Source organism: Pseudomonas sp. 18-147 (assembly GCF_051048045.1).
Classification (GTDB): Bacteria; Pseudomonadota; Gammaproteobacteria; order Pseudomonadales; family Pseudomonadaceae; genus Pseudomonas; species Pseudomonas aeruginosa.
In genome coordinates this window covers 6,301,659-6,317,792 of the sequence record NZ_CP182296.1, presented here as the reverse complement: position 1 = coordinate 6,317,792, position 16,134 = coordinate 6,301,659, and the positions used below count along the sequence as shown (strand labels likewise).

At 66.4% G+C, this 16,134-nt stretch carries 19 protein-coding genes; 10 read left to right on the top strand and 9 right to left on the bottom strand.

What is annotated here, in order from left to right; all coding sequences use genetic code 11:
- Nucleotides 1–99: 99 nt before the first annotated feature.
- From ACM0M4_RS29805 to ACM0M4_RS29795, 3 genes are all read left to right on the top strand, one after another.
- Nucleotides 100–951 carry an SDR family oxidoreductase gene (locus tag ACM0M4_RS29805; protein ID WP_003096618.1) on the top strand — a complete coding sequence of 284 codons (852 nt, stop codon included), beginning with the start codon at nt 100–102 and terminating at the stop codon, nt 949–951.
- On the top strand, nt 951–1,751 hold the full coding sequence (locus ACM0M4_RS29800) for an AraC family transcriptional regulator (protein ID WP_003114367.1): 801 nt from the start codon (nt 951–953) through the stop codon (nt 1,749–1,751). Before ACM0M4_RS29805 ends, ACM0M4_RS29800 begins: the two co-directional genes overlap by 1 nt.
- Nucleotides 1,752–1,817: 66 nt before the next feature.
- A complete protein-coding gene (locus ACM0M4_RS29795) occupies nt 1,818–2,438 on the top strand; it encodes a LysE family translocator (RefSeq protein WP_031755386.1) in 621 nt (206 codons plus the stop codon).
- A gap of 6 nt (nt 2,439–2,444) precedes the next feature.
- On the opposite strand, the gene ACM0M4_RS29790 is transcribed toward ACM0M4_RS29795, so the two are convergent.
- From ACM0M4_RS29790 to ACM0M4_RS29765, 6 genes are all read right to left on the bottom strand, one after another.
- Nucleotides 2,445–3,176 (bottom strand): hypothetical protein, encoded by a 732-nt coding sequence (locus tag ACM0M4_RS29790; RefSeq protein ID WP_003096611.1) that lies wholly within the window; start codon nt 3,174–3,176, stop codon nt 2,445–2,447.
- 54 nt (nt 3,177–3,230) lie between these two features.
- Entirely contained in the window at nt 3,231–3,611 is a 381-nt protein-coding gene (locus ACM0M4_RS29785; protein ID WP_003096609.1) for a RidA family protein, read from the bottom strand.
- Nucleotides 3,612–3,672: 61 nt separating this feature from the next.
- Nucleotides 3,673–5,778 (bottom strand): bifunctional GTP diphosphokinase/guanosine-3',5'-bis pyrophosphate 3'-pyrophosphohydrolase, encoded by a 2,106-nt coding sequence (gene spoT, locus ACM0M4_RS29780; protein WP_003096603.1) that lies wholly within the window; start codon nt 5,776–5,778, stop codon nt 3,673–3,675.
- 65 nt (nt 5,779–5,843) lie between these two features.
- Entirely contained in the window at nt 5,844–6,110 is a 267-nt protein-coding gene (gene rpoZ / locus ACM0M4_RS29775; protein WP_003096602.1) for a DNA-directed RNA polymerase subunit omega, read from the bottom strand.
- An 88-nt stretch (nt 6,111–6,198) separates the two neighbouring features.
- Nucleotides 6,199–6,810 (bottom strand): guanylate kinase, encoded by a 612-nt coding sequence (gmk, locus tag ACM0M4_RS29770; RefSeq protein ID WP_003098317.1) that lies wholly within the window; start codon nt 6,808–6,810, stop codon nt 6,199–6,201.
- Between the two features lie 58 nt (nt 6,811–6,868).
- Entirely contained in the window at nt 6,869–7,732 is an 864-nt protein-coding gene (locus ACM0M4_RS29765; protein ID WP_003098315.1) for a YicC/YloC family endoribonuclease, read from the bottom strand.
- Between the two features lie 180 nt (nt 7,733–7,912).
- Here ACM0M4_RS29765 and rph point away from each other — a divergent pair, with 180 nt between their 5' ends.
- The gene (gene rph / locus ACM0M4_RS29760) at nt 7,913–8,632 is read left to right on the top strand and encodes a ribonuclease PH (RefSeq protein WP_003096595.1); all 720 of its coding nucleotides are present in this window, start codon (nt 7,913–7,915) and stop codon (nt 8,630–8,632) included.
- A gap of 46 nt (nt 8,633–8,678) precedes the next feature.
- Nucleotides 8,679–9,050 (top strand): DUF4870 domain-containing protein, encoded by a 372-nt coding sequence (locus ACM0M4_RS29755; RefSeq protein ID WP_003096590.1) that lies wholly within the window; start codon nt 8,679–8,681, stop codon nt 9,048–9,050.
- A 58-nt stretch (nt 9,051–9,108) separates the two neighbouring features.
- On the opposite strand, the gene ACM0M4_RS29750 is transcribed toward ACM0M4_RS29755, so the two are convergent.
- Complete coding sequence (locus ACM0M4_RS29750; protein WP_003098313.1) at nt 9,109–9,888, bottom strand: exodeoxyribonuclease III; 780 nt, start codon at nt 9,886–9,888, stop codon at nt 9,109–9,111.
- A gap of 80 nt (nt 9,889–9,968) precedes the next feature.
- Between ACM0M4_RS29750 and pyrE the strand changes: the two genes are divergently transcribed.
- Together pyrE and ACM0M4_RS29740 are read left to right on the top strand one after the other, a co-directional pair.
- On the top strand, nt 9,969–10,610 hold the full coding sequence (gene pyrE, locus ACM0M4_RS29745) for an orotate phosphoribosyltransferase (protein WP_003096586.1): 642 nt from the start codon (nt 9,969–9,971) through the stop codon (nt 10,608–10,610).
- Between the two features lie 20 nt (nt 10,611–10,630).
- Nucleotides 10,631–11,248 (top strand): hypothetical protein, encoded by a 618-nt coding sequence (locus ACM0M4_RS29740; RefSeq protein WP_003161150.1) that lies wholly within the window; start codon nt 10,631–10,633, stop codon nt 11,246–11,248.
- Here ACM0M4_RS29740 and ACM0M4_RS29735 read toward each other — a convergent pair.
- Nucleotides 11,228–11,692 carry an acyl-CoA thioesterase gene (locus tag ACM0M4_RS29735; protein ID WP_044060918.1) on the bottom strand — a complete coding sequence of 155 codons (465 nt, stop codon included), beginning with the start codon at nt 11,690–11,692 and terminating at the stop codon, nt 11,228–11,230. The two genes, ACM0M4_RS29740 and ACM0M4_RS29735, sit on opposite strands and share 21 nt — an antisense overlap.
- A 173-nt stretch (nt 11,693–11,865) precedes the next feature.
- Here ACM0M4_RS29735 and ACM0M4_RS29730 point away from each other — a divergent pair, with 173 nt between their 5' ends.
- The 3 genes from ACM0M4_RS29730 (at nt 11,866) to ACM0M4_RS29720 (ending at nt 14,952) form a co-directional block, all read left to right on the top strand.
- The gene (locus tag ACM0M4_RS29730) at nt 11,866–12,255 is read left to right on the top strand and encodes a c-type cytochrome (RefSeq protein WP_115288913.1); all 390 of its coding nucleotides are present in this window, start codon (nt 11,866–11,868) and stop codon (nt 12,253–12,255) included.
- 77 nt (nt 12,256–12,332) lie between these two features.
- Nucleotides 12,333–13,661 (top strand): D-arabinono-1,4-lactone oxidase, encoded by a 1,329-nt coding sequence (locus ACM0M4_RS29725; RefSeq protein ID WP_003098304.1) that lies wholly within the window; start codon nt 12,333–12,335, stop codon nt 13,659–13,661.
- 82 nt (nt 13,662–13,743) lie between these two features.
- Nucleotides 13,744–14,952, top strand: coding sequence for a DSD1 family PLP-dependent enzyme (locus ACM0M4_RS29720; RefSeq protein WP_012614683.1), 1,209 nt, complete (start codon nt 13,744–13,746; stop codon nt 14,950–14,952).
- A 70-nt stretch (nt 14,953–15,022) separates the two neighbouring features.
- On the opposite strand, the gene ACM0M4_RS29715 is transcribed toward ACM0M4_RS29720, so the two are convergent.
- Nucleotides 15,023–15,973 carry a SphA family protein gene (locus tag ACM0M4_RS29715; RefSeq protein WP_034024471.1) on the bottom strand — a complete coding sequence of 317 codons (951 nt, stop codon included), beginning with the start codon at nt 15,971–15,973 and terminating at the stop codon, nt 15,023–15,025.
- Between the last annotated feature and the right edge of the window lie 161 nt (nt 15,974–16,134).

Here is a 16,134-nt window from a genome sequence, read left to right as displayed (position 1 = left end):
GCACCGCCGCGAACCAACCTCCGGGGGCATGATCGGGCGTGCATTGCAGACGATTCGACGCCTACACTGCCCGCCTTGTTGTAGGAAGGAGACGGCTTCATGTCGCAAACAGTGATGATCGCCGGCTGCGGCGATGTCGGCGGGCGCCTCGGCGAGGCGCTGCTGGCCGATGGCTGGCGGGTCCATGGCCTGCGTCGCTCGGTGGACGCCTTGCCGCAGGGGATCCTGCCGGTGGCTGGCGATCTGCAGGCTCCGGAGTGTCCCGCGCAGTGGCCGAGCGAGCCGCTCGACTACCTGGTGTACAGCGCCGCCGCCAGTCAGCACGACGAGGCTGGCTACCGTGCCGCCTACGTCGACGGCCTGCGCCATGTGCTGGGCTGGTTGCAGGCCCACGGCCAGCGGCCCAGGCGCCTGCTGTTCGTCTCCAGCACCGGGGTCTACGCGCAGACCGATGGCGGCTGGATCGACGAGGAGTCGCCGGCGCTTTCCCAGGCCTATTCCGGACGGATCATGCTCGACGCCGAGCAGGTCGCGCTGGACAGCGGGATACCGGCTACCCGCGTGCGCCTGGCCGGCATCTACGGTCCGGGGCGGGAGTGGCTGCTCAACCAGGTGCGCCAGGGGTACCGGGTGGTCAGCGAGCCGCCCCTGTATGCCAACCGGATCCACGCCGACGATGCGGCCGGGCTGCTGGCCTTCCTGTTGCGCGCCGATGCCGGCGGCCAGGCGCTGGAGGACTGCTACATCGGTGTCGACGACGCGCCCGTGGCGATGCACGAGGTGGTCGACTACCTGCGCCAGCGCCTGGGCGTCAGCCAATGGGCCGACGAACATTCGGTACGCCGCGCCGGCAGCAAGCGTTGCAGCAACCGCCGCGCCCGGGCGCTCGGCTGGGTGCCGCGCTATCCCAGCTACCGCGAGGGCTACGCGGCGGTGCTCGGGGACGCCTGATGGCTGCCAACCGGTTGTTGGCGCGTCCCTGGCTGCCTGGCGTGGAACTGTTCCATGCGGACTTCTCCGGCCAGGCGTTCGGCCGCCACAGCCATTCGGCCTTCGCCATCGGCTCGATCCTCCACGGCGTCGGCGGCTACCAGTGCCGCGGGCGGCGCCATGCGCTGCCGGCCGGCACCCTGTCGCTGATGAACCCGGAAGAGCCACATACCGGGCACGCCGAATCCGAGCGGCTGGTCTACCGGATGCTCTATGTCGAGGAAACGCGCCTGCTCGGCCTGCTCGGCCGCAAACAGTTGCCGCGCGGCTTCGGCGAACTGAACCCGGCCGACGACGGCAGCGTGGCGGCTGGCCTGGCGTGGCTGGCCGAGGATTTCCAGCGCAGCGACGCATTGGGGTTGGAAAGCCGCCTGCTGGCCTTGCTCGAACAGGTCTTCGTGCGCCACGGCGGCTTGCGCCCGGCGGCTGCGGCGCCCCGCGACGGCGGAACCACCGCACGCCTGCGCGATTACCTGGAAGCGCATGCCACCGAGGCGCTCGGTCTGGACCAACTGGCGCAGTTGCTGCAGCGCCACCCGCGCCATCTGATCGAGGCTTTCCGGCGTGCCTACGGCGTACCTCCGCATACCTACCAACTGCAATGCCGGGTGCGCCAGGCCAAGCGCCTGTTGCTGGAAGAACGGCCGCTGGCGGAACTCGCCCAGCACCTCGGCTTCTACGACCAGGCGCACTTCTCCACGACCTTCCGGCGTTTCACCGGGGTCACTCCGGGGCAGTTCCGGCGCAGCGCCAAGACCTGAGTTTTTTCCAATACGGCGCCCGCCGCGCTGCACAGACTGGAGGCCTTCGCGTTTCGAGGGACCTTCATGTTCGCCGCGTTCGTCCTTGTCGCCAGTACCCATTTCGCTGCCCTGCTGTCGCCGGGGCCGGACTTCTTCCTGTTGGTACGCGCCGCCCTGCTGCGCGACCGGCGCCAGGCCGACGGGGTGGCCGCCGGCATCGCCCTGGCCAACCTCCTGAGCATGCTGCTGGTGCTCGGCCTGCTGGCCAGCGTGCCGGACTCGGCGCACAGCGCCTTGCGCTGGCTGCAGGTGCTCGGCGGACTGTACTTCCTCTGGCTGGCGGGCCAGGCGCTGCTTGCGCAGCGGCGACTGGAAATGCCGGCGCAGCGCGACGTCCCGTCCCGCGGCGGCTATCTGCGCGGGCTGCGCGACGGCCTGCTGGCGAGCAGCCTGAATCCCAAGCTGCCGATCTTCTATGCGGGGCTGTTCGGCGTGCTGGCGCGCTTCAGCCTGCCGGGCTGGGCGCTGGCCCTGTGCCTGGCGTGGATGAGCCTGGCGGTGCTGTGCTGGGACATGGCGCTGGTGCGCCTGCTGGACAGGCCGCGCTGGCGCGGCTGGTTGCAACGGCGGGTAGGTGCGCTGGACCGGCTGTGCGGCGTTCTGCTGCTGGCGCTGGGCGGCTGGCTGGTGCTGGCCGCCCTCTGAGAGGCGTCAGCGCTCCAGTAGCCAGACGCGCTTGCCGGGCACGTAGCTGGGCATCTCGTTGGCGCCGGCGGTGTTGACCGCCTCGAACAGTTGCAGCTCGTCGTCGTCGAGGCTGAACAGCAGTTCGCGGCCGCGGTTGCCTTGTTGCAGCCAGATGCTGTCGTTGTCGCCGCTCATCGCCGCGCAATCGCCGGCCAGGCACAGCGCGTAGCGTTCGGCGCCGGGCAGACCGCTGACCAGGCCATTGGCCTGGAACTCGACCTTGCCGCCCTGGCCCTGGCCTTCGCGGATCTTCCAGCTGCCCTTCAGATAGCTGCCGTACAAGGCCCGCTCGAAACCGCTGCCGGCAGGGCTGTTGGCCGCGGGTTGCGGGTCGAGACGGCGGAAACGCTGTTCCGGGCCGTTGGCGCTGGCCTGCTGGATCAGCTCCTTGCCGTCCAGTTCGAGGCTCTCCTGGTTGTCGTCGCCATAGAAGGCAACCTTCCAGTGCTCGTCATCGCTCTTGCTCAGGGTCCCTTCGCCCAGTTCGAAGCCGTTGCTGAAGGTGGCTTCGCCTGCCTTGCTGTCGAGCTTCCACTCCAGGTTCGGGCCATAGGCGAGCAGGGCCTCGCGCAGCTTGCCGTCCTTGCTCGCGGCGTCGATCGCGGCCTGGTTGATCCAGGTGCCGGACGGATCGGCCGTGCCGGCGCAGCCGGCCAGCAGGGTGGCGGCTGCGGCGAGGAAAATCACGCGGCGCATCGTGCTACTCCATGCAGAGCGACGGGGCCTTGGGCCCCGTCGCGAACATCCGGCTTACTCGAGGACGACGATGGCGTCCATTTCCACCTGTGCACCCTTCGGCAGGGCGGCCACGCCGATGGCGGCGCGCGCCGGGTAGGGCTGGGTGAAGTAGCGGCCCATGATCTCGTTGACCTTGGCGAAGTGCGACAGGTCGGTGAGGAAGATGTTCAGCTTGGCGACGTCGTGCAGGTAGCCGCCGGAAGCCTCGATCACCGCCTTGAGGTTCTCGAATACCTGAACGGTCTGCTCCTCGAAGCCTTCCACCAGTTCCATGGTCTTCGGGTCCAGCGGGATCTGCCCGGACACGTAGACGGTATTGCCGGCCTTGATGGCCTGGGAGTAGGTGCCGATGGCGGCCGGGGCGTTGTCGGTGTGGATAACGGTCTTGGTCATGGGAACTCCTTGCTGAAATCGAGTGGGCGCGGGGGCGCCGGATGACACAGGAAAAAGTGGGTCAGCTGCGCAGGCGGGTGATCCGGATCACTCCCTTGAGGGCGCGCAGCTTCTTGATGACGCGGGCCAGGTGGACGCGATCGTGCACGCTGACGACCAGTTGGACCACGCTGATGCGACCGTCGCGCTCGTCCATGCTGATCTTCTCGATGTTGCCGTCGGCCGCGTTGACGCTGGTGGCGAGCAGGGCGATCAGGCCACGCTGGTGCTCCAGCTCGACGCGCAGTTCGACATTGAATTCGCCGGTGACATCCTTGGCCCAGCTGAGCTGGATGCATTTTTCCGGGTTGTGGCGTACTTCGCTGATGTTCTTGCAGCTTTCCAGGTGCACCACCATGCCCTTGCCGGCGGACAGGTGGCCAACGATCGGGTCGCCGGGAATCGGCGTGCAGCACTTGGCGTAGCTCAGGACCAGGCCTTCGGTGCCGCGGATCGCCAGCGGACCCTCGGCGCTTGGCGCTTCCTCGCCCTCGCTGGACAGCAGGCGGCGGGCGACCACGTAGGCCATGCGGTTGCCCAGGCCGATCTCTTCCAGCAGGTCCTCGAAGACTTCCATGCGGTACTCGGCGAGCACGGCCTGGATGCGTTCCTGGGGAATCTTCTCGAGGTGGCTGTCGAAGCCGGTAAGGGTCTTGTTCAGCAGGCGCTCGCCGAGGTTGATCGACTCGGAGCGGCGTTGCAGCTTGAGCGCATGGCGGATATGGGTGCGCGCCTTGCCGGTGACCACGAAGCTCAGCCAGGCCGGGTTCGGCCGGGCGCCCGGGGCGGTGACGATTTCCACCGTCTGGCCGCTCTGCAACGGCTCGGAGAGCGGCGCCAGGCGACGGTTGATGCGGCAGGCGATGCAACTGTTGCCGACGTCGGTGTGCACCGCGTAGGCGAAGTCGACCGCGGTGGAACCCTTGGGCAGTTCCATGATGCGGCCCTTGGGCGTGAACACGTAGACCTCGTCCGGGAACAGGTCGATCTTCACGTTCTCGATGAATTCCAGCGAGTTGCCGGCGCGCTGCTGCAGTTCCAGCACGCCCTTCACCCATTGCCGGGCGCGGGCATGGGTGCCCTTGGGCGTCTCGTCGTTGGACTTGTACAGCCAGTGAGCGGCGATCCCGTGGTTGGCCATCTCTTCCATCTCGCGGGTACGGATCTGGATCTCGATGGGCACCCCGTGCATGCCGAACAGGGTGGTATGCAGCGACTGGTAGCCGTTGGCCTTGGGAATCGCGATGTAGTCCTTGAAGCGTCCGGGGAACGGCTTGTACAGGCTGTGCACGGCGCCCAGCACGCGATAACAGGTATCGACCTTGTCGACGATGATGCGGAAGGCGTAGACGTCCATGATCTCGTTGAACGCCTTACGCTTGCCGCGCATCTTCTGGTAGATGCTGTAGAGGTGCTTCTCGCGGCCGATCACCTGGCCTTCCATGCCTTCGCGGGCGAGGCAGTTGACCAGCGACTCCTGGATCTTGCCGACGATCTCGCGGCGGTTGCCGCGGGCCTTCTTCACCGCCTGGCGGATGCGCTCGGCGCGCATCGGGTGCATGGCCTTGAAACCGAGGTCCTCGAACTCCACGCGCATGGTGTGCATGCCCAGGCGGTTGGCGATGGGCGCGTAGATTTCCAGGGTTTCCTTGGCGATGCGCCGGCGCTTTTCGCCGGACAGCACCTCGAGGGTGCGCATGTTGTGCAGGCGGTCGGCCAGCTTGACCAGGATCACGCGGATGTCGCGGGCCATGGCCATGGCCATCTTCTGGAAGTTCTCGGCCTGGGCCTCGGCTTTGGTCTCGAAGTTCATCTGGGTCAGCTTGCTGACCCCGTCGACCAGTTCCGAAACCGTCTCGCCGAACTGCGCGGTGAGCGCTTCCTTGGCGATGCCGGTGTCCTCGATCACGTCGTGCAGCATCGCGGCCATCAGGCTCTGATGGTCCATGTGCATGTCGGCGAGGATGTTGGAGACCGCCAGCGGGTGGGTCACGTACGGTTCGCCGCTGCGGCGGCGTTGCCCGTCGTGGGCCTGCTCGGCGTAGTAGTAGGCGCGGCGGACCAGGTTGACCTGGTCCGGCCCGAGGTAGCTCGACAGTCTGTCGGCGAAGGCGTCTATGCCCGGCAAGGGTTCACCCCCTGCCCGTAGGCGGGTTGCGGCGCTCGCAGGCGACGTCGAGCCGAGGCCATGGCTTACAGGGCCTCGGTGTTGGCCTCGTCGTCGAACGCTGCGAACAGCGGTTCGTCCTCGACGATGTCTTCCTGCTGGACGACGTTCTCATCGACCAGGCCGGAAGCGATCTCGCGCAGGGCGACGACGGTCGGCTTGTCGTTTTCCCAGGCCACTTTCGGCTCCTTGCCGCCGGTAGCCAGCTGACGGGCGCGCTTGGTGGCGAGCATGACCAGCTCGAAACGGTTATCGACGTTGTCCAGGCAGTCTTCAACGGTGACGCGGGCCATGGTGTTCCTCGTAACGAAAAGTGAGCCCGACGTTTGCCGGGCGGACTGAATAGTCTAAAAAATCGCCAATCTTTATGGAAGAGCCGATTTAGGCGAGCAGACGACCGAGCAGTTCGGCGTGGCGTTGCTGCTGGGCGTCCTGGCGCAACTGGCGGGCGCGGAAGATCGCCTTGAGGTCGTCCAGGGCGTGGGCGAAATCGTCGTTGATCACCAGGTGATCGTACTCCACGTAGTGGCTCATTTCGCTGACGGCTTCGCGCATGCGCCGCTCGATCACCTCGTCGCTGTCCTGGCCGCGGTTGGTCAGGCGCTGGCGCAGGGCTTCCTGGCTCGGCGGGAGGATGAAGATCGATTGGGCCTCGGGCATCAGCCGGCGCACCTGCTGGGCGCCCTGCCAGTCGATCTCGAGGATCAGGTCGAGGCCTTCGGCGAGGGTTTTCTCGACCCAGCGCTGCGAGGTGCCGTAGAGGTTGCCGAAGACTTCGGCATGCTCGAGGAACTCGTTGCGCTCGAGCATGGCGAGGAATTCCTCGCGGCTGGTGAAGTGGTAGTTGACCCCGTCCACCTCGCCCGGACGCATGCCGCGGGTGGTATGGGAGACGGACACGCGGACCTCGGGGGCGGCGTCGAGCAGGGCCTTCACCAGGCTGGTCTTGCCGGCGCCGGAGGGAGCGGAAACGATGTACAGGGTGCCGGACATGAGGTGTTCCTGGTGCTTCGTACGGGTTGGAAAGAGATCGGGCGGAGGCGCCCGCCGGTCATTCGATGTTCTGGACCTGCTCGCGCATCTGCTCGATCAGGACCTTGAGGTTGACCGCCGCCTGGGTCGAGCGCGGGTCGAACGCCTTGGAGCCTAGAGTGTTGGCTTCCCGGTTGAGTTCCTGCATCAGGAAGTCCAGGCGCCGACCGGCGGCGCCGCCGGCCTTGAGGACCCGGCGGACCTCGCCGACGTGGGTGGCGAGGCGGTCCAGCTCCTCGGCGACATCGCTCTTCTGCGCCAGCAGGACCAGTTCCTGCTCCAGGCGCTGCGGATCGAGTTCGGCCTTGAGTTCGGCGAAGCGGTCGAGGATCTTCTGCCGCTGGTTGGCCAGCATGGTCGGCACCAGTTCGCGCAGGTTGCCGACTTCCACCAGCATCGCGTCGAGCCGATCGTTGAGCAGCTTCGCCAGCTCCAGGCCTTCGCGCGAGCGGCCGGCCTTGAGTTGCTCCAGGGCCTGGCCGAAGGCTTCCAGGGCGGCGGCGTTGAGCGCCTGCGGATCGGCCGAGTCGGCCACCAGTACGCCGGGCCAGGCCAGCACGGCGAGCGGATCGAGCGGCGCCGGCTGGCGGATCAGGGCGGCTACGCCTTCGGCGGCGGCGACCAGTTGGCGGGCGCGCTCCTGGTCGACCTGCAGGCTCTTGCCGGCGGTTTCCTCGGCGAAGCGCAGGGTGCATTCCACCTTGCCACGCGACAGGCCCTGGCGCAGCGCCTCGCGCACCGCGCCTTCGAGGTCGCGGAAGGCGTCGGGCAGGCGCAGGTGGGGCTCCAGGTAACGGTGGTTGACCGAGCGCAGCTCCCAGCTCAGGGTGCCGTGGGTACCGGCCTGCTCGACGCGGGCGAAGGCGGTCATGCTGTGCACCATGGGTCTACCTCGATAGTCGTGTGGGGAGTGCGTTCGGCGCCGGACGCGCGCGGCTGCCGTGATTCGAGCCGGGCATTGTAACCCACGTCCGGCGGGGCCCGCACGCCGACGGTGGTTGAGAGCCCGGGCTGGCCTCTATAATGGCGGCCAATTCCGCTTTCTCAGTACAGGATATCCACGATGAATCGTCCCAGTGGCCGTGCCGCCGACCAGCTGCGCCCGATCCGCATCACCCGCCATTACACCAAGCACGCAGAAGGTTCGGTGCTGGTCGAGTTCGGCGATACCAAGGTGATCTGCACCGTCAGCGCCGAGTCCGGGGTGCCGCGCTTCCTCAAGGGCCAGGGCCAGGGTTGGCTGACCGCCGAGTACGGCATGCTGCCGCGCTCCACCGGCGAGCGTAACCAGCGCGAGGCCAGCCGCGGCAAGCAGGGCGGTCGTACCCTGGAGATCCAGCGCCTGATCGGCCGTTCCCTGCGAGCGGCGCTGGACCTCAGCAAGCTCGGCGAGAACACCCTGTACATCGACTGCGACGTGATCCAGGCCGACGGCGGCACCCGCACCGCCTCGATCACCGGCGCCACCGTGGCGCTGATCGACGCCCTGGCGGTGCTGAAGAAGCGTGGCGCGCTCAAGGGCAATCCGCTGAAGCAGATGGTCGCCGCCGTTTCCGTGGGCATCTACCAGGGCGTGCCGGTCCTCGACCTGGACTACCTGGAGGATTCCGCCGCGGAAACCGACCTGAACGTAGTGATGACCGATGCCGGCGGCTTCATCGAGGTGCAGGGAACCGCCGAAGGCGCGCCGTTCCGTCCCGCCGAGCTGAACGCCATGCTCGAACTGGCTCAGCAGGGCATGCAGGAGCTGTTCGAACTTCAGCGCGCCGCGCTGGCCGAATGAGCAGACGCCCGGCACTGCCTGCCGGGCCCCGGAGAAGGAGCGCTACATGAACGATGTATCCGAAGAGGTCGCCGCGACCCCCGGCCAGGAAGCCCGGCAATGGGCGATGTTCTGCCATTTCGCGGCATTCATCGGCCTGGTGTTTCCCTTCGGCAGCCTGCTCGGGCCGCTGATCGTCTGGCAACTCAAGCGCGAGAGCGATCCGTTCGTCGACGCCCAGGGCAAGGAAGCGCTGAACTTCCAGATCACCGTGGCGCTGGCGATGTTCGTCAGCTTCCTGCTGATGCTGGTGGTGATCGGCTTCTTCCTGCTCGGCCTGGTCTGCCTGGCGGCGCTGGTGTTGACCATCATCGCCGGCATCAAGGCCAACGAAGGCAAGGCCTATCGCTATCCGTTCTGCCTGCGGCTGATCAAGTAGGCCGCACGTGGAATAGAAAAGCCGGCGCATGCGCCGGCTTTTTCATGTCTGACAGGGCTCAGATGCTCAACTGCCAGTCGTAGTCGACGATCAGCGGCGCATGCTGGGAGAAGCGCGGCTGGCGCGGCAGCTTGGCGTTGCGCACGAAGCGGCGCAGGCCGGGGGTCAGCACCTGGTAGTCGAAGCGCCAGCCGAGGTTGAGCATCTCGGCCTGTTCGCTGTCCGGCCACCAGCTGAACTGGTCGCCTTCGCGGCTGACTTCGCGCAGGGCGTCGGCATAGCCGAGGTTGCCGAACACTTCGTCCAGCCAGGCCCGTTCGGGCGCGAGGAAGCCCGGCATCTGCTGGCATTCGCGCCAGTTCTTCACGTCCATCTTCTGATGGGCGACGTATAGCGAGCCGCAATAGATGTATTCGCGGCGCTTGCGACGCTGCTTGCTCAAGTAATGGGTGAAGTCGTCCATGAACTTGAATTTCTGGTTCAAGCTCTCGTCTCCGCTCTGCCCGGAAGGCAGCAGCAGGGTGGCGATACTCACCTTGTCGAAGTCGGCTTGCAGGTAGCGCCCGTAACGATCGGCCGTTTCGAAACCTAAGCCGCTGATCACAGCTTTGGGCTGCAAACGGCTGTAGAGTGCGACACCGCCCTGTTCGGGTAGCTCGGCATCGCAGGCATAAAGGAAGTAGCCGTCCAGTTGGAAGGACGGGTCATCCAGATCGAAGGCGGAGGCTCGGGTGTCCTGCAAGCAGATCACGTCGGCATTCTGTGCTTGTAGCCAACTGAGCAAACCGCGCTCGGCCGCAGCCTGAATACCATTCACGTTCACACTGATGATCCGCATAAATGGCCCCCAAAATCACGTGCGTGTATGATACCCGAGCTCAAACGGTTTAGCTAAATTCATGCGGCTTGGTGTCATTCATGCAGGCGTATCAGCGCGATTTCATTCGTTTCGCCATCGAGCGCGGGGTTCTGCGCTTCGGTGAGTTCACCCTCAAGTCCGGGCGCACCAGCCCCTATTTCTTCAATGCCGGCCTGTTCGACAGCGGCCTGGCGCTGGCCCGCCTGGGACGCTTCTACGCCGAGGCGGTGATCGACAGCGGAATCGACTTCGACGTCCTGTTCGGCCCGGCCTACAAGGGCATTCCCCTGGCCGCCACCACCGCGGTGGCCCTCGCCGAGCAGCACCAACGCGACCTGCCCTGGTGCTTCAACCGCAAGGAAGCCAAGGACCACGGCGAAGGCGGCACGCTGGTTGGCGCGCCGCTGAGCGGCCGGGTGCTGATCATCGACGACGTGATCACCGCCGGCACCGCGATCCGCGAAGTGATGCAGATCATCGACGCCCAGGGCGCCAGGGCCGCGGGCGTGCTGATCGCGCTGAACCGCCAGGAGCGCGGCAAGGGCGAGCTGTCGGCGATCCAGGAGGTCGAGCGCGACTTCGGCATGCCGGTGGTGAGCATCGTTTCCCTGGAGCAGGTGCTGGAATATCTTGCCGAAGATGCTGAACTGAAGAAGCATCTGCCGGCGGTAGAGGCCTATCGCGCCCAATACGGTATCTGAACCTTTCACAAGGGACTGGCATGGTCGGACAGGATGTAATGCGTTGCCTGATGGCCCTGGGGCTGGTGCTCCAGGGGCTTTCCTTCGGCGCCCAGGCGGCGCCGGGCGGAGCGGTGGAGCTGTACCGCTACGTCAACGACAAGGGCGTGGTGGTGCTCGACCGCCAGGGTGTGCCGCCGCAGTACATCGGCAAGGGCTACCAGGTCCTCAACGACCAGGGCCGGGTTATCCGCACCGTACCGCCGGCGCCGACCGCCGAGGAACTGCGGCAGCGCAAGGCGGCCCAAGCCCAGGCCAGCTCCGATGCGCAGCTGCTGCGCCTGTATTCCAGCCTCGAGGACGTCGACCGCGCTCGCGAACGGCGCCTGGCGGAACTGGACGGGCTGAGCAGCGTGGCGCGCGGCAACCTGCAGTCGCTCAAGCTGCAACAGGCCAACCTGCAAGGCCAGGCGGCCAACCAGGAGCGTGCCGGACGTCCGGTGGCGCAGGCGCTGGTGGACCAGTTGGACGATCTCAAGCAGGAGGAAAAGCGCCTGCAGGGCGAGATCGGGCGTTTCCAGAAGGCCCGCGAAGACGCGGAAAGAACCTATGCCGCCGACCGCGCGCGGCTCTCCCAGCTACTCGGCGTGAGTCCCTGATTCCACTGGCGACTGTCGCTCGAACGCCCTGATCTTCTCGCGCAGCCAGTCCGGCAGGGGCTGGCTCTGTCGCTCGTTCGCATCCGCATAGACGTAGACCAGCTCGCCGACGGTGAGCAACTGCTCGTCGCGCCAGATGCCCAGCTCGAAAACCAGGCTGCTGCGCCCCAGCCGCGCCACGCGGGTGCCGATGTCCAGCCAGTCGTCGAAATGCGCCGGGGCGCGGTATTCCAGGGTGCTCTTCACCGCGAACAGGTCGCCTCCGCCGCGCAGCAGGTCGGCCGGGTAGGACATGCCGAGCTGGCGGTAGTACTCGGTGGTGGCGACGTCGAGATAGGTCAGGTAGTTGCCGTTGAAGACGATGCCCTGCGGATCGACCTCCGCCCAGCGAACCCGCAGGGAATGGAAGAAGGTGTAGTTCTGGCGCTGTGCTGCGCTGTTCATGCCGGCTCCTCGACGCTGCTGCAGACATCGACTCTAGACCGCCATCGCGCGGTGCGAAAGGGCTGGCCGCAGAACCCCCCGTCGCTGGCCCGCATTGCCCTCATCCTCGGGGCGTCGCGGCCTTAGTGTTGTTCGACGAGAACGCACGCCGTGCGCAACGAGAGAGGAACACCATGTCGTCCACGCTCCGCCCCGGACCGGGCAACTCGCGCCTTTGCCGCCCGGGGTTGCTGCTTGCCCTGGGCCTGATGCTGGTGGCCTGCGGAGAATCCACGGAGCCGCCGGCGCGGGCCGCCGATTCCCAGCGTGTCCCTGCGGACCCTGCGTTGGCGCAGGTGTATTCCGCCAGTTGCAAGCTCTGTCACGCCAATCCCGCCTCCGGCGCGCCGCTGACCGGCGATGCCGCTGCCTGGGCGCCACGCCTGGCGCAGGGCATCGACACCCTGCTGGACCACAGCATCAACGGCTACAAGGGCATGCCACCCATGGGCATGTGCATGCAGTGCTCGGAAGTACAGTTCCGGGCTTTGATCGATTTCATGTCCGCAGCGCAGGACCGATAGGGGATACCGGCATGCCAAGTCATCTGTCGCGACGCCAGCTCCTGCAACGGGCGGGAGCGCTCGGTGCGTTCGCCGCCATGGTGGGAAACCCCGCGCTGGCGGAGTTGCTCCGCGCACCGCGCCTGATTCCCTGGCGCAACTGGTCCGGCGCGCAAAGCTGCCTGCCCCTGGCGCGGGAGGCACCGAAAGACCTCGACGAACTGGTCCGGATCATCCGCCAGGCGTCCGGCAGGATCCGCCCGGTGGGCTCCGGGCATTCGTTCAGCGCGTTGGTCCCGACCGACGGCACCCTGCTCTCACTCGCCTACTTCAGCGGCTTGCTCAGCCACGACAGCGCGACCCTCCAGGCCGAGTTCGGCGGCGGTACGCCGATGTCGCAGATGGGCGCTCCGCTCAAGGAGATCGGCCAGGCGCTGGTGAACATGGCCGATATCGATTACCAGACCCTGGCCGGCGCCATCGCTACTTCCACCCATGGCACCGGGGTCGGCTTCGGTTCCTATTCCGCCCAGGTTCGCGGTCTGCAACTGGTCACCGCGAGCGGCGAGGTGCTCGAGTGCGACGCCAAGCGCAACGTGGAGGTGTTCGATGCCGCGCGGGTCTCGCTGGGGGCGCTGGGCGTCGTGACCCGGGTGCGCCTGCAGAACCGCGCGGCCTACCGCCTGCGTGAACGGCAGTGGATCGCCCGGACCGAAGAATTGCTGGAAGACGTGGAGAAGAATACGCGCGAGAACCAGCACTGGGAGATGCTGGTGGTGACCCATTCCGACTACGCCCTGTCGATCGCCCTCAACGAGACCGACGAGCCGAAGACCCCGCCCCTGGACCCGGCGAAGGAAGGCGGCAACGAGTTCGTCGGCCTGATCGAAGGTCTCGACAAGTACCTCAGCGACTTCCCGGAGACCCGCCGCACCCTGCTCAACAGCCTGCGCCACTTCGCCCGCTTCGACGAGCGGGTCGACGATTCCTATGCGGTCTACGCCAACGTGCGCAACGTGCGCTTCAACGAGATGGAGTATTCGGTCCCCGCCGAGCATGGCCCCGCCTGCCTGCGGGAGATCCTCGCGCTGATCCGCGACAAGGACCTGCGCACCTGGTTTCCCATCGAGTACCGCTACGTGAAGGCCGACGACATTCCCCTGAGCATGTTCGAGGGCCGCGACAGTTGTTCCATTTCCGTGCATCAGCACTACAGCATGGACCACCACAACTTCTTCGCCGCGGTGGAACCGATCTTCTGGAAATACGCCGGGCGGCCGCACTGGGGCAAGCTGCATGGTCTCAACGCGCACCAGTTGCAGGGGCTCTATCCGCGCTGGAAGGCATTCGCCGAGGTGCGCCAGGCGCTGGATCCCCGCGGGCGGTTCCTCAATGCGCACCTCTCTTCCATCCTGGGCGTGACCTGAAAGGAGCGACGCCGTGAATCGACGCAAGTTCATGTTCGCCGGCCTCGGGGCCGGCGCGCTGCTGGCGGGAACTGCCGCCTGGATGCGTCCCGCCGACCGTGGCTGGCCGTACGACGACTATTTCCGCGCGCTGAACCGCGAACTCAAGGCCAATGGCCCGATGTGCCCGGTGCTGCTCATCGACCTCGATCGCCTGGACCACAACATCGATGTGGTGATGCGTTCGGTCCGCCGCGGCGGCAAGCATCTGCGGCTGGTGGAGAAATCGCTGCCTTCGCCCGGCCTGCTGGCGTACATCGCCAGGCGCGCCGGCACCCGGCGGCTGATGTCCTTCCACCAACCGTTCCTCAACCACGACGCGGTCGCTTTTGCGGATGCCGACATCCTCCTCGGCAAGCCGTTGCCGGTGCGTTCGGCGGAACTGTTCTACCGCGAGCACAAGGGTGCGTTCGACCCGGCGCGGCAGCTGCAATGGCTGATCGATACGCCGCAGCGCTTGCGTCAGTACCTGGCGCTGGCCCAGGGGCTGGGTACCCGGATGCGCGTCAACATCGAACTGGACGTCGGCCTGCATCGCGGCGGGGTGGCCGACCAGGCCGCGCTGGGCGAATTGCTGGCGCTGATCGCGGCGCATCCGCAGTACCTGGAGTTCGCTGGCTTCATGGGCTACGACCCCTTCGTCGGAATGGGGGTGCCGGGCATCCTCGGTTCGCCCGAGGAGCTGTTCGCCAAGGTCATGGCGCTCTACCAGGGACATGTCGACTTCGCCCGCCAGCGCTTCGCCGCGCTGTGGACACCACAGCTGACCCTGAATACCGCCGGCAGCCCCAGCTATCGCATGCACGAGAAGGAAACGCTGAGCAGCGAGGTCTCGGTGGGCACCGCCATGCTCAAGCCGAGCCACTACGACCTGGCGTCCCTGGCCGAGCATGTGCCGGCCGTCTACATCGCCACGCCGGTACTCAAGAGCACCGGCGCGGTGCAGATCCCGGCGCTGGACGGCAAGTCCCGGCTGTTTTCCTGGTGGGACCCCAACCAGCGCGGCACCTTCTTCATCTACGGCGGCAACTGGATGGCCGACTTCGCCTCGCCCGAGGGACTGCGCAGCAACGGCATCTACGGGCGCAGCTCGAACCAGGAAATGGTCAACGGCTCGCCTTCGGTGGGCCTGGAGGTGGACGACCAGGTCTTCCTGCGGCCGACCCAGAGCGAGTCGGTGCTGCTGCAATTCGGCGACCTGCTGGCGCTGCGCGGCGGGCGGATCGTCGAGCGCTGGCCGGTTTACGCCTAGGACGCCTGGCGCTTTTCCTAGTCGATGGCGGCAGCCCGCGGATACCGGGCTGCCGCTTCGTTCCGATGCCTCAGAGTTCGAACGGAATGGTCAGCTTGGCCCAGAGCATGTCGCCCTCGGGGCGGTTCTCCACGTCGAATTCCTTGGCCCAGCGGATCTCCGCGCTGGCGTACTTGAGGAAGGTCAGGTGCACGGCCGGGCCGATGGCGAAGACCTGGCCGCGTACGCCGTCGTCGACTTCCTCGCCGAAACCGAACACCCGTACGGTCTCGCCGTTCTGTTTGTCGTCGGTGGTCTGCTTGAGGTAGTAGCCGTTCAGGCCGAGGCGCAGGTTGTCGGTCACCCGGTAGCTGGCGGAATAGTCGAAATGGAAGATCTGCCCCGAGCGATAGTCGGTGTCGTGGTTTTCCATGTTGAAGCTGTAGGTGGCCTTCAGCGACAGCTCGGTGCGTTCGGTGGGCAGCCAGGTGAAGGAGAACAGCGGCTTGTAGGTGTAGAAGTTGTTGCTGGTGTTGGCCAGCCGCTCGGCATCGTACTTGCCGGTGGGCACGGTGACCTCCACGGCGGCGGCCAGGGTCAGGTCCTTGCCCATGTCCCAGAGGATGATCGGCGCGAAGGTGGTGTCGCCCATGCTTTCCCGTTCGTCGCTCAGGCCGAACGCGGCCACGCGTTGGCGGAGATAGGGCTGGGCGATGTAGCCGCCCAGGCGCCCGCCGAAGATCCGCAGCGGGCTCAGGTAGTCCAGGCGAGGGATGATCGCATCCGAGCTGATCTTCACGTCGGACACCTTGCCGCCGAAGGAGCTGATGTTCAGCTTCCTGGCTTCGTAGTGGTTGTAGTAGACGTTGAAGGCGAACATGTGGTCCGGGAGGTTGTCGACGTCCAGTGGCAGGGTGAAGAAACCGTCGGTTCCTGGACCTATGTTGTCCACGCCGCCTTCGCTGGCATGGGTGCAGCAGCTGAAGGCGAGGGTGATGCAGGCGGCCAGGCGCAGGGGCCTGCGGGGGTGGGTCGGATTCATGGGCGGGCTCTTATTATTGTTTGGCGTGGCTCGGGGTACGGCATAGGAATAAGCCCTATCGACAGGCCGAGGCAGGGCATTGACGGTCAGCGAGGGGGGGATTTGCGGACACCGTGCAATGCTTTGTTACATCTGTGCGGAACGCTATATGATGGGACGCT

What these genes read in the sequence shown, in the direction of transcription:
- ACM0M4_RS29805 (WP_003096618.1), top strand. Translation starts at nt 100, where the DNA reads ATGTCGCAAACAGTGATGATCGCCGGCTGCGGCGATGTCGGCGGGCGC.
- ACM0M4_RS29800 (WP_003114367.1), top strand. Translation starts at nt 951, where the DNA reads ATGGCTGCCAACCGGTTGTTGGCGCGTCCCTGGCTGCCTGGCGTGGAA.
- ACM0M4_RS29795 (WP_031755386.1), top strand. Translation starts at nt 1,818, where the DNA reads ATGTTCGCCGCGTTCGTCCTTGTCGCCAGTACCCATTTCGCTGCCCTG.
- ACM0M4_RS29790 (WP_003096611.1), bottom strand. Translation starts at nt 3,176, where the DNA reads ATGCGCCGCGTGATTTTCCTCGCCGCAGCCGCCACCCTGCTGGCCGGC.
- ACM0M4_RS29785 (WP_003096609.1), bottom strand. Translation starts at nt 3,611, where the DNA reads ATGACCAAGACCGTTATCCACACCGACAACGCCCCGGCCGCCATCGGC.
- rpoZ (WP_003096602.1), bottom strand. Translation starts at nt 6,110, where the DNA reads ATGGCCCGCGTCACCGTTGAAGACTGCCTGGACAACGTCGATAACCGT.
- gmk (WP_003098317.1), bottom strand. Translation starts at nt 6,810, where the DNA reads ATGTCCGGCACCCTGTACATCGTTTCCGCTCCCTCCGGCGCCGGCAAG.
- ACM0M4_RS29765 (WP_003098315.1), bottom strand. Translation starts at nt 7,732, where the DNA reads ATGGTGCACAGCATGACCGCCTTCGCCCGCGTCGAGCAGGCCGGTACC.
- rph (WP_003096595.1), top strand. Translation starts at nt 7,913, where the DNA reads ATGAATCGTCCCAGTGGCCGTGCCGCCGACCAGCTGCGCCCGATCCGC.
- ACM0M4_RS29755 (WP_003096590.1), top strand. Translation starts at nt 8,679, where the DNA reads ATGAACGATGTATCCGAAGAGGTCGCCGCGACCCCCGGCCAGGAAGCC.
- ACM0M4_RS29750 (WP_003098313.1), bottom strand. Translation starts at nt 9,888, where the DNA reads ATGCGGATCATCAGTGTGAACGTGAATGGTATTCAGGCTGCGGCCGAG.
- pyrE (WP_003096586.1), top strand. Translation starts at nt 9,969, where the DNA reads ATGCAGGCGTATCAGCGCGATTTCATTCGTTTCGCCATCGAGCGCGGG.
- ACM0M4_RS29740 (WP_003161150.1), top strand. Translation starts at nt 10,631, where the DNA reads ATGGTCGGACAGGATGTAATGCGTTGCCTGATGGCCCTGGGGCTGGTG.
- ACM0M4_RS29735 (WP_044060918.1), bottom strand. Translation starts at nt 11,692, where the DNA reads ATGAACAGCGCAGCACAGCGCCAGAACTACACCTTCTTCCATTCCCTG.
- ACM0M4_RS29730 (WP_115288913.1), top strand. Translation starts at nt 11,866, where the DNA reads ATGTCGTCCACGCTCCGCCCCGGACCGGGCAACTCGCGCCTTTGCCGC.
- ACM0M4_RS29725 (WP_003098304.1), top strand. Translation starts at nt 12,333, where the DNA reads ATGGTGGGAAACCCCGCGCTGGCGGAGTTGCTCCGCGCACCGCGCCTG.
- ACM0M4_RS29720 (WP_012614683.1), top strand. Translation starts at nt 13,744, where the DNA reads ATGCGTCCCGCCGACCGTGGCTGGCCGTACGACGACTATTTCCGCGCG.
- ACM0M4_RS29715 (WP_034024471.1), bottom strand. Translation starts at nt 15,973, where the DNA reads ATGAATCCGACCCACCCCCGCAGGCCCCTGCGCCTGGCCGCCTGCATC.